We start from the raw sequence: 13,102 nt of genomic DNA on the forward strand, positions 1-13,102 counted from the left end.
AAGCGTTGAAGGTCCGTAGGGTGGAGGAAAAGTCTCAGGCCGCCGCAGCCTGCTTCGACAGCAACTGCCTCAACTTCGCCGCGGGCACGGCCGGGCTGAACAGCCAGCCCTGCATCTGGCTGCACCCGAGTTTTCGCAGCACGTCGCGCTGCGCCTCGGTCTCGACGCCTTCCGCGGTCGTCGCCATGTGGCGGGCGGCCGCCATGTGCACCACCGCCTGCACGATCGGCGAAGAGTCCTCGGGCTCGCCGATGTCGCTGATGAAGCTGCGGTCGATCTTGATCTTGTCGAAGGGGAAGCGGTGCAGGTAGCTCAGCGATGAATAACCGGTGCCGAAATCGTCGAGCGCGATGCGCACGCCGAGCTCGCGTAGCTGCTGGAGGATCGTCAGCGCCTCCTCGTCGTCGCGGATCAGTACGGTTTCGGTGATCTCGAGCTCGAGCCGTCCCGGTGCGAGACCTGACTCGGCCAGCGCGGCCGCAACTTTCAGCGCCAGCGTCTTGGAGCGGAACTGCACCGGCGAGACGTTGACCGCGATGTGGATATCGCCGGGCCAGGACGCCGCCTCGGTGCAGGCCTGCCGCAAGACCCATTCGCCGATCTCGCTGATCTGGCCGGTGTCTTCCGCGACCGGAATGAAGTCGACCGGCGAGACCATGCCGCGCTCGGGATGGCGCCAGCGCAGCAGCGCCTCGCACCCGGTGACCACATTGGCCGCAAGGTCGACCAGCGGCTGGTAATGCACCTCGAACTCGCCGCGGGCGAGCGCCTGCCGCAAATCGAGCTCGAGCTGGCGGCGCAGCCTGGCCTTGGCGTCGTATTCGGGCACGAAGATGCGGAAGGTGCCGCGGCCTTCGGATTTCGCCGCATACATCGCAAGATCCGCGCGCTTGAGCAGATCGTCGAGATTGTCGCCGTGGTCCGGCGCGATCGCGATGCCGATGCTGGCATCGGTCGCAATCTCCTGGCCCTTGCAGTCCACCGGCATGCGCAGCGTCGTCAGGATCTGGTCGGCGAGCGCGGTCAGCTCGGCCTTGTCGCAGGTCCCGGCCTTGATGATCGCGAATTCGTCGCCGCCGAGCCGCGCCACGAGATCGTTGCCGCTGACGCAGGCGCGCAGGCGGTTCGCGACCTGGCGCAACAGCTCGTCGCCGACCTCATGGCCGAGCGAGTCGTTGACGCCCTTGAACTCGTCGACGTCGATATAGAGGATCGCAAACGGATGGCCCTGGGCAAGCTCCGCCACGCGCCGCTCCAGATGCCCGCGCATCAGCACGCGGTTGGGCAGGTCGGTCAGCGCGTCGTAATGCGCCATATGCGCGATGCGCTCGTCGGCGCGGATGCGCTCGGTGACGTCGTCGTGGGTGGCGAGCCAGCCGCCGGCGGCGGCGGGCTGGTTCTTGATTTCGATCAGGCGGCCATCGGCCGTCTCCACGATGGCGCTCTGGGTCCGCCCGACGCTGCTCAGGATGCTGTCGCAATAGGTGTCGACATCGCCTTCGAACGAGCCGGTGTCGTGGCGGTGCTGGATCACGTCGCGGAAATAGGCGCCGGGTTTCACCAATTCGGTCGACAGCCGGTACATCTCGATGTAGCGGCGGTTGCAGACGATGAGCCGCTCGTCCTGGTCGAACATCAGGAGGCCCTGCGTCATCGTGTTCATCGCGGTATCGAGGCGCTGCTTCTCCACCGAGAGCCGGCGCGTCACCTGGCGGAAGATCAGGACCAGTGTCAGCACGAGCAGACCGATCGACAGCACGGCCACGGTGACGAAGAATTTGGTTTGCGTACGCCAGGTGGCAAGCGTCGCGTCCAGCGATTTGGTCGCGACGATGACCAGCGGCTCGCCGGTCAGCATGCGCGAGGCGACGATGCGGTCCTTGCCGTCTATCGGGCTGGCAAGCTGCGTCGTGACGAAGGTCCGTTCGAACACGGACATCTGCTCGGGCGAGCCGGTGCGGTAATTCTGCCCGATCATCGTGTCGACATGCGGAATGCGCGCGAGCAGCTGGCCGTTCTGGTGGTGCATGGCGATCGAGGAGTCCTCGCCCAGTCCGGTCGAGGCGAAGAAAGATTCGACCTGGTCGGGCGCGATCGCGCGCGACACCAGACCGAGGAATTCGCCGTGCGGGCCGGACACGCGCCGGGCGAGCACGATCGCCGGACCCCTGCCGAACCGGCCGGGCACGACCTCGATATCCTCCTGCGAAGCCGGGTCGTTCTTCAGACGATTGAAATAGCCGCGGTCGGAAACCGAGATATCGGCGACCGGCCACCGCTTCGACGAATTGATCAGCACGCCACGGGAATCGAACACATTGGCGCCGGCGACGTCGGACCAGCCGCTCGCCTTGGTGCGCAGCACCTCGTGCATGGCGAGCGTCGCCATCTCGCTGCGGAACACGTCGGCGGAATCGATGCCATGGCTCTCGAGTTCGGCGATGATGCTCTTCTGGAGCACCGCAAAATCCTCGAACTCGCGGTCGAAATGGCGGACGAGCATCCGCACCGCGCTCTCGAGGCTGTCGCGGCCGCTCTCGATCGCATTCTGGCGGAAGCGGTCGACGGTGAGCCCGGTGCCGATGGCGGTTGCGGCCATCAGCACGAAGCCGCCGACAATCAGCCACGTCAGCGGCGCGCCCTGCCAACGGCGGAGCAACGCGCGCATCCGCACGGTCCATCGAATTGATGCGCCCATCCCGTCCTCCCGTGGGATGCAAGATGCAGCAAAACCGACAAGACCCCGTTACCAGTAAGGGTTAGGGATTTATGAATCGGAGCGGAATCAGGGGTCTGGTGCGCTGCGTGAGAGGGCGAAAGGCGAATTGAGTCGTTTCGATATTTTGTTTGAGCGCGGCCGTTTGCGGTGCGCGGAGGGGAGATCTCACCGCCGGATCTCCCAGTTCATCGCTTCCGCGTTCTCCTTGGCGAACATCGCCGGCACGTCGAACTTTCCCGTCGCGAGATCATAGCGGCATTGCCAGCCGCCCAGTCCCTTCACGGCGACGTTCTTCGGATGCTTGTCATATTCGCCTCCGAGCGAGATCACGAGGTAGCGGTCGTCGGGCCATTTCACGCCGAGCCAGCGATAGGCCTCTTCGGTGCCTTTGACGAGATTGGCCGAGATGTGGAAGTCGAGCTTGGCGAATCTCTTCGTCTCCGGCCGGCCGTAGAAATAGGCCCAGGCGAGGTCGCTGAGCGATGTCTTCGTCGCGCTCGCGAAGGCGCCGTTCTCGACATGGTAGAGATAGAGGTCCTGCTCGCCCGAGCCGGTCTTCTGCATCCGCACCAGCCATTGCGAGTCGGGGGTCCAGCGGAAGCCGGCGCCATAGCCCTGCTCCGGCTTCAGCTCCGTCATCTGCTCGCCGTGCCGGGCCCAGACCTGCCATTTGACGTCAAAATTCCCGCCGTCCTTCATGTATTGCTCGAGCCTGGTGGCGCCGTCGGGCGAGGTGAAGGCGAGATCGGCATTGTCGGTGAGGATGAAGCCCGGCGGCGGGACGGAGGCGGCTAGTGCGGGGGCGGCGACGAGCGTCAGGGCAAGCGCCAGCCATGCTGCGGGACGGCAAAATGCGGTCACGGGAAAATTCCTCAAAAAATATGCCGCCAAAAATGGCCGCGAAGCGGCCTCGCTGATTTGACGCCGTAGGGCTACCCCGGTTCATCCCATTGACCGTCTTGCTGCCGGTGCCAAATCGGCGCAATTTGCCGGGGCCGATTTGCGACCCAGGGTTTGGTTCAAGGTTTCGATCAAGGTGTGAAGTCTGATGATGACCGCGTCCAAGGCCTTCATTGCATTCTGTCTGCTCGCATTGGTCGGCACCGTGCTGGTGGTCGGCCCCACCGAGCTGCGCCGCATGCTGCCGGGCGGAGGGAACACCGAGATCGCCGTCGCCGCAAAGCCTGAGGTCAAGGTCGAGGCCAAGGTGGAGCCCAAGGCAGCGTCAAAGGCTGACGAACCGAAGGTCGCCGCCGTTGCACCGCCCGCGCCATCCGCGTCGCCGTCGCCGGCCGACGCTCCGAAGCCGGGTGCATTGGCCGAGACGCAGAAGCAGGTCACTGCCGCGCTCGCCGATCTCGCACCGGTCAAGCCGCCGCCGGCCGCAACCGATTCCGGCCCCCGTTTCGATGTCGCGCGCGTCGACGATCATGGCGAAGCGGCGGTGATCGCGGGCCAGGCCGCCCCGGGCGCGAAGGTCGAGCTGCTGCGCGACGGCCAGCCGCTCGACACGGTGGTGGCCGACGCGTCAGGCCAGTTCGTGATGACCCCGCCAAAGCTTCCCGCCGGAAGCTATGAGCTGACCCTGCGCGCCAAAGCGCCGGACGGCACCGTCACCCAGTCCAGCCGCACCATGCCGGTGACGGTCGCCGAAGCCGAACTGCCGCCTGTGCGCATTGCACCGCCGGTCGCCAGACAGGAGACGAAGCAGGCCGAGAAGCCGGTCGACAAATCGGACGTCGTCGCGTCCCTGCCGTCGCAGCGCGTTGCCGCGGCGCCGGCGCGGCCCAGAATGATGGGCGCGCCGAAGCCCAGACTCATGGCGACAGCGCCAGCCGCGTCTGCGGGCGCTACGGTCGCATCGGCTTCGCCTTCGGACATCTTCAACGGTGCGCCGGCCGAGGCGGGTGGAAGCCGGGTCGTCTCTCGCGGTGACAGCCTGTGGACTCTCAGCCGTCTCGCTTACGGCGACGGCGCCCGCTACGCGGTAATCTACAACGCCAACCGCGAGAAGATCCACAACCCCAATCTGATCTATCCCGGCCAGATCGTCGTGCTGCCGCAAAAGGCGCAGTGAGGCGGCGCTCGCCACCATGATGCCGCGTCGTTCTGCGACGCTTTGACCGTCTGGCCGCGGAACATTCGGTTCCGCGGCGAGTCTTCTCCCATGCGACGCAATGCGCGCTTGGCGCTGGAGGAGGACCAGGAAGTGGTCAACTCGGTGGTCATGTCGAGATCACGCCTGGGACTGGCGCTCGCCGGCGCCGCCTTCCTGGTTCTGACAGTTCTGCTGCCTGATACGGCGCAGGCGCAGTTCGGATTGCGCGGCGGTCCGCTCGGTGTTGCGCGCTTCGCCGTCGGTCATGTGATCGGCCTGTCGCGCCTGCGCCATTCCCGCATGGCGGCGCGCGGCGGCCGCACCCGTGATGCTGCATTGAGGTCGCAGGATCCGCGCGGCGCCGAGCGTGGCCAGCCCGCCAATCCCTATATTTTGCGGGCGTCGCTGACGGCAGGCGCCGCACTGTCCGGGTGGCACGGCGGCCGCCGTCCGCAGGGCTGGTGGCGGCATCCCGACGGCAGCTACGGCTGGGTCGGTCCGGTGTTCTGGCCGTTCGCGCATGATGATCTCACCAATGCAATCGTCCTGGGTGAAACGACCAGCCTCTCGCTCTATGGCTATGGCGATATCTATGCCGCGATCTTCGCGCCCTATGCGGCCCCGGAGCTCGCCGCCTACATCGCGGCGCAAGGCAAGCGCGCGCGAAAAATCCCCTCAGTGGAGAACGTCTGCGACGCCAGCGACACCGGCGGCCTGCCGGTCGACCGCATCATCGCCGCCGTGCAGCCGAACGAAATGCAGCGCACCGCGCTCGACGAGCTCGCATCCGCCTGGACCACAGCGCGCGACACGATCCGCGCCGCCTGCCCGGCGCAGGCGCCCGCAACAGCATCGGAGCGCCTCAGCGTGATGCAGGCGCGGCTGGATGCGATGATCAAGGCAACGGACACGGTCGCGCCGCCGCTCGCGAAATTCACAGGTCTCCTCGATGACAATCAGAGGGCCGGGTTCGATGCTCCGGCGAAGCAACGTCAGGCGGCTCTTGCCTCTGCCCAGCGCAAGGACCTGCAGGCGGCCGCAGCCTGCCAGTCGGACAGTGATCCCCGCTATGACGAGCAGGCCCAGCGCCAATACCAGCAGCTCGTGCAGCAGCAATGGCCCGCTGCCGACATCGCGACCTCGTTGCGCCTCGACGACATCGCCCGCGCCCGGCTCGACGTGCTCCAGGACACCACGCTGCGCACCATGGAGACGCTGAGCGCCTGCCCGTCGAAGCCAGCTGCGACACCGGAGGCCCGCCTCGCCGCCATGAAGGCGCGGCTGGAGACCATGCTGCAAGCCGTGAAGGGCGTCGCTGACGCGCTCGATGATTTCGAGGCGGATTTGAGCGACGGGCAGAAGGCAGGGTTCGAGGCGATCGGACCGAAGCGGGGGACGTGATCACCCGCACGCCCAGTCGAACTTCATATCCCTGAAGTCGAGCTGCGCGTTGCCGCCGCCGAAATTGTAGCCGCCGAAATATTCCTCGAACTCGATGTAAAACGGGCTCATCTCCGGCACGGCCTGGCACGGCCGCATGGTGCCGCCGAGATGATTGTGGGCATGGTCCTTGCCCCACTCGTGCAGGCGGAAATTGTCGCGGCTCGGCACGCCGCCGACATAGTAGTAATAAGGCTGATAGCCGGTCGACGCGTTGCGCCTGGTGTGCTCGTCCTGCGGACCTTTGCCCGCATTGGGATCGGTCGCGCGCGGCGTCAAGGCAATCGCGCGGTTCTCGGCGAGATCGGTGCGCAGCGGGCCCTTGAACATCTTCTTCGCGTAAGGCGCGGCGGCCTCATTGAAGGCGCTGGCGCCGCCGACATCGAGCCAGCGTGGCCGCTCCGCGGTCGCAAGCGCGAGCGGTGCGGGCGGGGTCGCGAAGGCGCCGTCATATTCGCGTGCCGTCAGCAGCAGCGCGGCATATTCGTAATCGAGAATGTCGGTCATGCGCGACAGGCGCGGATGTGAGGCGCGCGCCTGCACGGCCTCGCGAATCTTGGGATCGTTAGGCGCGCCGCCGTCATTATGGTCGGGCGCGGTCGCAAAGAAAGACACCGCGACGATGTCTTCGCCATGGACGCGATAATCATCCGGCAGCAGAAGCGTAAAGCCGTGCATCAGCGGAAATCCCGTGACGGGATCGAGCGGCCATTGCTCGCTGCTGATGCCCGGCGGCAGGCCATAGACCCAGCCATGGTCACGCGCACGCTCAGTGGGGCGATCCAGCATCTGCAAATCATACGCACGCGAAGGCAAGCCAAACGCCACGATCGTCTCCCATCCGAATGCACATCCTCGTTGAGGCGATGGTTAGTCGCGAGGAAGGGAGATGTGGTTCGTGGAAAGTTTGATGGCGACAGGACAGCAGTCACGGGATCGGTTGATCCCGTGGGCGAAACATATCAGAGCTTGGTGAGGTCTCAGCGCAATAGCCGATGATGCCATCCTGCCAGTGTTTTGCCCGACGTGTCAAAGCGTCCGGTCAACCCTGGCCTTGTCACCCGCGCAAGTCATTGATCCGTCAGCCCCCGCCCACTGTGCATGGGGTTGTTTTCGACCTTTTTGGAGAGGTCACCCTCTCCGCCGCGCCGCCGACGCATCCACCACGTTCTCCACCTCTTCGCGCCACGACAGAATCTCCATCGCCAGCACCGGGTGGTTGAATCCCTTGAGCTGGAGATCGTCGAGCGCGCGGGCTTCGACCCAGGGCTCGACGATGCCGTAGACGCGGCGGCTCACCACGATCTGGTCGGCCTTGGCCTCGCCGCAGAGGCGGGAGGCGAGGTTGGTGACGCTGCCGATCGCGGCATATTCCAGCCGCTGCTCGAAGCCGACCTGGCCGAGCGTCGCATAGCCGAGCGCAATGCCGATGCCGAAGCCGAGACTATGTCCGCGGTTGCGCCAGCGCTCGGTCAGCGGGCCGATGGTGTCGCGCATCTCCACCGCCATCTTCACGGCCCGCCTTGTGTGGTCCTCGAATTGAATCGGCGCGTTGAACAGGATCATCACGCCGTCGCCGGCATATTTGTCGAGCGTCCCCTCATATTTGAAGATCAGCGTACCGAGGGCGGCGTGATATTCCCGGAGCACGTTCATCGCCTCTTCCGGCTCGGTCGCTTCCGTGAACGCGGTGAAGCCGCGCAGGTCGCAGAACACCACGGTCACCTCGCGACGCTGGCTGGTGAGCAGCCCCTCGGGGCTGTCGGAGGAGGCGATCAACTGCGCCACCTGCGGCGCCAGGAAACGCTCGAGCTTGCGGATCCGCTCGATCTCGCCGAGCTGGGTCTCGACGCGCTCCTCCAGCGAGCGATTCCAGTTGCGGAGCTGCTCGGTCTGCTCCTGGAGCTTGGTCGCCTGCTGCTGTACCGTTTCGTGCGCGGCGGCGAGCTCGCGGCCCTTGTGGTCAACTTCGGTGAACAGCCGCGCATTGCGCATCGCCAGCACCGCCTGGTTGGCAAAGGTGCGCATCAGGCCGGTGAGGCTGCCCGCGAACTCGCCGCTCGGGTGGCGCAACACGACGAGCGAGCCAAGCGTGCCCTGCTGGTCGACCAGTGGCACCACCAGCACTGAATGGAAGCCGGCATTGACCGCGACGTCGCGCAGCGGTTGCTCGGCGGCGTGGTCGAGATCCGCGATCGCGATCGGCTCGCCGCTACCGGCGGCATCGCTGAGGATGTTCTCGCCTTCGTCGATGGTGACGTGTGCGCCCTCGGCCGATTTGTCGATGCCGTTGGCTTCGACCAGGTTGAAGCGGCGCGCCTCCGCGTCATAACCGTAGATCAGCACCGCATCGGCATGGCTGATCTCGAGCGCGCGGGCGGCGATCGTCGGCAGTACGGCGTTGAGATCGAGCGAGGAGGCAACGGCGCGGCCGACCTCTTCCAGCACCTTCAGCTCGTTGATCGACTGCGCGAGGTCGCGGGTGCGGGCATCGACCTTGGTCTCCAGGTCCGAATAGGTCTCCTGGATCTGGCCGGCCATGCGGTTGAACTGGCCGGCGAGTTCTTCCAGCTCATCGGAAGTGTGCACGTCGATGCGATGGCTGAAGTCGCCCTCGCCGAGCTTGTGCGCACCATCGCGCAGCGCCGTGATCGGGATGATCATGCGGCGCGCCAGCAGCGTGCCGGCGAGGATCGCAACCATCAGGCCCATGCCGATCAGGAGCGCGATGCGCACGAGCTGGTCGCGGATCGGCGTCAGCGCCTGCAAGGTCGGCTGCTCGAACAGCACGCTCCAGCCGAGTTTCGGCACCGGGCTTGCGGCAGTCAGCACCGAATGGCCGGCGAAGTCGGTGCCTGTCGTGTCGGGCTCGCGGCCGGGTGCGATCGCAGCCGCAACCTGCGGCAGCTTCGACAAATCCTTGCCGACATCAGGCCCCTTCGACGAGGTCGCGAGCACGCGGCCGCGCGGATCGACCACATAGGCAAAGGCGGCCTTGCCGACCTGGGCATCGGTCAGGAAATCGGAGAGGAAGCCGAGATCGATCTCGGCCACGGTGACACCGGCATTGAATCCGGAATGCGCCACCGAGATCGACATCACCGGCTTCTGATCGACGAAATTGGCCGGCGAGTAGCTCACCCCGCGCGCCACCGTGTCGGTGAAACGCATGTCGCGAGAGAGGTCGGCATTGCCGTTGGTCGTAGTCGACTGGCGCGAGACGCGCAGCACCTCACGGCCTTCGCCGTTGAGCTGGTACAATTGGGAGACGACCGAGACCTGGTGCAGCAGCTGGGCGTAGTCGGCGCGGCGCTTCTCGAGCGTGTCCTGGCTTGCCCGCGTCACCCAGCTGATCTGGCGCTCGAGCTCGGAGACTGACTGCTCCATGCGCCGGGCGGCGGCTTGCGCCTTGTCCTCCAGGGCGTCGGTCAGCGAGGTCTTGGTGGCACGGTAGGAGATCCAGGTCTCCATCGCGCCGTTGACGGCGAGCACGAACACGACGAGGCCGACGAGGGAGACGACGTATTTGGCGAACAGGCCCTCGCGCAGAAACCAGGTCTTGTCTTTCGCTCCCGCCATCCGGATCCTCTCGCGCCACGACCGACGCCGGCCCGTCGCCCTTCTACCACAATCCGGGCCAAGGGACCGGTAGGGGACCGGCGTGGTTACCCGCCCTGGGGACGGAAGGGTGATGAATTGTCGCAGCCGTCTTCTTCCTCATCCGTTCGGATGAAGAAATGGGCGGGGGGCGGATGGTAAAGATCGCCTCGGAGTCCCGAGCGTTGGTCCGCCAATCACCGATTAAAGAGCTGCCGCATCACGTCGTTCATCGGCTGGCTGTCCTGCTGCGCCGCGGGCGGGTTGTCCGGGGGTGCGGGCGAAGCCTGCGGCGTTGGCGTGGTCGGCGTTGCGGGCAGGCTGCGACTCCGCCCGGTGCTGGTCCCAGCACCGTTCGAGAGCCCCTGCTGGATCAGATTGCCGATGGCCTCCCCGAGTTGGCCGCCGAGCGGGTTGTTTTGCCCCGGCTGCTGCGTCGGCGGATTGGGATCGCCGGCGGCGTTGCCGCCACCCGGCGCGGCGCCGCCGAGTCCAAGATTACCGCCAAGATTACCACCAAGGCTGCCCAAAATATTGCCGAGCCCGCCGCCATCGGGGCCGAACAGGCCCTTGCCCATCTCGCGCAGCTTGGCATAGGCGGCGTCCGGATTGTCGAGCATGCCGGCCATGTCCGGAAAGATCCGCGGCTGCGACCACGAGCCCTGGATCATCACGGGGATGCCAAAGCCGACCGGCTCGGAAGTGCGGCCCTGGCCTTCGGTCGTCATCACCAGCTTCGGCTCGACGCGAAAACCCATCATCTTGGTGTCGAGCGCGATGGTGCCGGCGCCCGTGACGCGCACCAGCGGCCCGATCAGATTGAGATCGGTCGTCACGGCCTGGCCCTTGTCGATGCGGAACGAGGCGGAGAGCTGCGACAGGTCCGTGCTCTGCTCCTTGCTGTCCTGCCAGCCCGACAGCGTGCCCGACGTCAGCGAGCGGATCATCTGCGCGACATTGATGCCGCGAATGGCGCCGTCCTGGAAACTGACGAAGGCCGTGCCCTGCATGTTCGCCATCAGCGCGCGCTGGCTGGTGCCGGCGCTGCGCAGCGAGAGCTTGGCTTGCAGCTTGCCGTCGATCCCGTCGAATCCGGCGAGACCCTGGAGCAGCGGCAGCGCGCGCACGCCGACGAGGTCGGAATGCATGGCGAAGCTCGGCGCGCCGTTGGTCGCATCCAAAATCACCTCGCCCGAGACCTGGCCGCCATAGGCGCCGAGATTGGCGGTGCCCGCCTTCAAGATGCCGCCGGCGAGTTTTGCATCGAGTGCCAGCGGCGCAAGGCGCGCCTCGCCGATGACGGCTTCGGTCGCCGAGATCCTGATTTGCGCGTCGACATAGTTGAGCCCGGAGACATCGATCGGCGCATCGCTCCAGGCCTGCGCGGATCCGCCATCAGGCGATTTCGCCAGCGGGATTGCGAGCCGCTGGAAGTCGAGATCGACTTTCACCAGTGGCTTGCTGGCGATGTCGACCGAGGCCCAGCCATTGAAGGCGCCATCGCCGAGCGTGCCGTTCACGCTATTGATCATTACTGCCCCGCTGTTGAGCCGCAGCTCGGCATGACCCGCGAGCTGCGAGGCCAGCACGTCGGGCATGTCGATGGCGAAATCCACCGGGATGGTCTGCCGCTCGATCGGTGGCGCCGGCGTGGTCGCCTTGATGTCGAACTTGGTCGGGTGCTCGCCGACGCGCGCGGTGCCGATGAGGCCAACCTTGCGGTCGCGGCCCATGACGGCGTCGGTATTGATGGCGCTGATGCGGCCTTCGGTGCGATCGCGCGCGCGCGCGAATGCGACCTCGCCGTCGGTGATCTTGATGCGGTCGATGGTCGCACCATCCATGTCCAGCGCGAGCGGCTTTGCCGATGCATCGACGTTCGGCAGACGCTCTCGCAGCAACGGCTGGTAGAGCACGGGATGGGTGACGATAATCTCGCTGATTTTCGGGTGGCCCGACCACACGCTGGAGAGCGACATATCGGCCTGCACGCTGTCGATCGTCAGGCGCGTGATGCCGCTACGATCCTTCGGGTCCTGAAGCGTGAGGTCGTTCAGCCTGACGTTCAGCGTCGGCCACAGGCTGATTTTCGTCGTCCCGTCGATCGACAGGCGATAGCCGGTGGTGCTCTCGACGCGCGAGGCAATCGTCGAGGTCAGGAAGCCCGAGGGGATCCCGATCACGAGGAGGAGCGCGATCACGATGATGACGGCGACGACCGCCGCGCCGGCGAATTTCACTGCTCTCATGTCGACTTTCCAACGACGGACGAGCGGCATCGAACCGGGCCAGTCGCCCGTCCTTTGCGCCCGAGTTTATCCCGGGACGGGAAGCCGTTCCAAGCAGACAAAAATAGTCCGGGGGAGCTGCAAAGTTATGTGACTTATGACACACTTCGCCAGCGCGGTTTTACGCGATTCTGATGTTGATGTTTCCAAGCGATTTGCCACGGAACTGACGAGTAAATTCACAAGGACGTTGAAATGAGCAAGCAGGCCGAATTTGCGGTCATCCTGAAGATGAATGCCATGTTCGCCGATCTCGGGGCGGACGAGATCCAGCGGCTGTCCAATTTCTGCCATACCCAGCATCTGGGGAACGGCGAGGTACTGTTCCAGAAGGGCGATCCGGGCGATGCGCTGTTCGGTGTGCGCCGCGGCCAGGTCCGGATCGAGACCGGGGTCTCCGACGGCAGCCGGCTGACGCTGAACTTCATGGGCCCGGGCGATCTGTTCGGCGAGGTCGCGGTGCTGGACGGGCAGAGCCGCACTGCGGATGCGACCGCAGGCGAGGTCAGCGAATTGTTCGTGCTGCGGCGCGAAGACTTCCTCGCCTTCCTCGAGCGCGAGCCGAAGGTGGCGATCAAGATCATCGCGCTCTTGTGCCAGCGCATCCGCTGGCAGAGCGAGCGCATGGAAGAATCCATGTTGCAGCCGCTGCCGGTGCGGCTGGCGCGGCGGCTCTGCGCGCTCGCCGCCGATTTCGGCTCCGAGGTGCACATCTCGCAGGAGCAGCTCGGCGTCTTCGTCGGCGCCGCCCGCGAAAGCGTCAACAGGCAGCTTCAGGCCTGGCGCAAAGAAGCGATCCTGGATCTCCAGCGCGGGCGGATTCTGCTGAGGAACATGACCAGGCTGACGGCGATCGCGCGGAATGAGTAGGGGCGCCAGCTAGTAGGCTGCTTCGCTGTCGGAGCGGCGCAGTTCGTTAGAAACGCCCCAACTCGCTACGCTTCGCCGAGCTAAACCTCG

8 protein-coding genes are annotated in these 13,102 nt (G+C 65.7%); 3 read left to right on the forward strand and 5 right to left on the reverse strand.

All coding sequences use genetic code 11. The features are described 5' to 3' along the window. Positions 1 to 34: 34 nt before the first annotated feature. Positions 35 to 2,698 (reverse strand): bifunctional diguanylate cyclase/phosphodiesterase, encoded by a 2,664-nt coding sequence (locus ACPPVR_RS02745; protein WP_426612759.1) that lies wholly within the window; start codon positions 2,696 to 2,698, stop codon positions 35 to 37. 186 nt (positions 2,699 to 2,884) lie between these two features. Continuing rightward, positions 2,885 to 3,580 (reverse strand): hypothetical protein, encoded by a 696-nt coding sequence (locus ACPPVR_RS02750; RefSeq protein ID WP_426612760.1) that lies wholly within the window; start codon positions 3,578 to 3,580, stop codon positions 2,885 to 2,887. Between the two features lie 187 nt (positions 3,581 to 3,767). Here ACPPVR_RS02750 and ACPPVR_RS02755 point away from each other — a divergent pair, with 187 nt between their 5' ends. Both ACPPVR_RS02755 and ACPPVR_RS02760 read left to right on the forward strand, forming a co-directional pair. After that, positions 3,768 to 4,796 (forward strand): LysM peptidoglycan-binding domain-containing protein, encoded by a 1,029-nt coding sequence (locus tag ACPPVR_RS02755; protein WP_426612761.1) that lies wholly within the window; start codon positions 3,768 to 3,770, stop codon positions 4,794 to 4,796. Between the two features lie 90 nt (positions 4,797 to 4,886). Then, positions 4,887 to 6,218, forward strand: a complete 1,332-nt coding sequence (locus ACPPVR_RS02760; protein WP_426612762.1) for a Spy/CpxP family protein refolding chaperone — start codon at positions 4,887 to 4,889, stop codon at positions 6,216 to 6,218. Here ACPPVR_RS02760 and ACPPVR_RS02765 read toward each other — a convergent pair whose 3' ends face one another. From ACPPVR_RS02765 to ACPPVR_RS02775, 3 genes are all read right to left on the reverse strand, one after another. Next, positions 6,219 to 7,046, reverse strand: a complete 828-nt coding sequence (locus tag ACPPVR_RS02765; RefSeq protein WP_426612763.1) for a hypothetical protein — start codon at positions 7,044 to 7,046, stop codon at positions 6,219 to 6,221. 342 nt (positions 7,047 to 7,388) lie between these two features. Beyond that, positions 7,389 to 9,836, reverse strand: a complete 2,448-nt coding sequence (locus ACPPVR_RS02770; protein WP_426612764.1) for an adenylate/guanylate cyclase domain-containing protein — start codon at positions 9,834 to 9,836, stop codon at positions 7,389 to 7,391. 215 nt (positions 9,837 to 10,051) lie between these two features. After that, complete coding sequence (locus ACPPVR_RS02775) at positions 10,052 to 12,103, reverse strand: AsmA family protein (RefSeq protein ID WP_426612765.1); 2,052 nt, start codon at positions 12,101 to 12,103, stop codon at positions 10,052 to 10,054. Positions 12,104 to 12,337: 234 nt separating this feature from the next. Here ACPPVR_RS02775 and ACPPVR_RS02780 point away from each other — a divergent pair, with 234 nt between their 5' ends. Beyond that, positions 12,338 to 13,012, forward strand: coding sequence for a Crp/Fnr family transcriptional regulator (locus tag ACPPVR_RS02780; RefSeq protein ID WP_426612766.1), 675 nt, complete (start codon positions 12,338 to 12,340; stop codon positions 13,010 to 13,012). Positions 13,013 to 13,102: the final 90 nt, after the last annotated feature.

Source organism: Bradyrhizobium sp. McL0616 (assembly GCF_049993385.1).
Lineage (GTDB): Bacteria > Pseudomonadota > Alphaproteobacteria > Rhizobiales > Xanthobacteraceae > Bradyrhizobium.

Coding starts and splice junctions, on each gene's coding strand:
- ACPPVR_RS02760 (WP_426612762.1), top strand. CDS start 4,887: ATGCGACGCAATGCGCGCTTGGCGCTGGAGGAGGACCAGGAAGTGGTC.
- ACPPVR_RS02755 (WP_426612761.1), top strand. CDS start 3,768: ATGATGACCGCGTCCAAGGCCTTCATTGCATTCTGTCTGCTCGCATTG.
- ACPPVR_RS02775 (WP_426612765.1), bottom strand. CDS start 12,103: ATGAGAGCAGTGAAATTCGCCGGCGCGGCGGTCGTCGCCGTCATCATC.
- ACPPVR_RS02780 (WP_426612766.1), top strand. CDS start 12,338: ATGAGCAAGCAGGCCGAATTTGCGGTCATCCTGAAGATGAATGCCATG.
- ACPPVR_RS02745 (WP_426612759.1), bottom strand. CDS start 2,698: ATGGGCGCATCAATTCGATGGACCGTGCGGATGCGCGCGTTGCTCCGC.
- ACPPVR_RS02765 (WP_426612763.1), bottom strand. CDS start 7,046: ATGCTGGATCGCCCCACTGAGCGTGCGCGTGACCATGGCTGGGTCTAT.
- ACPPVR_RS02770 (WP_426612764.1), bottom strand. CDS start 9,836: ATGGCGGGAGCGAAAGACAAGACCTGGTTTCTGCGCGAGGGCCTGTTC.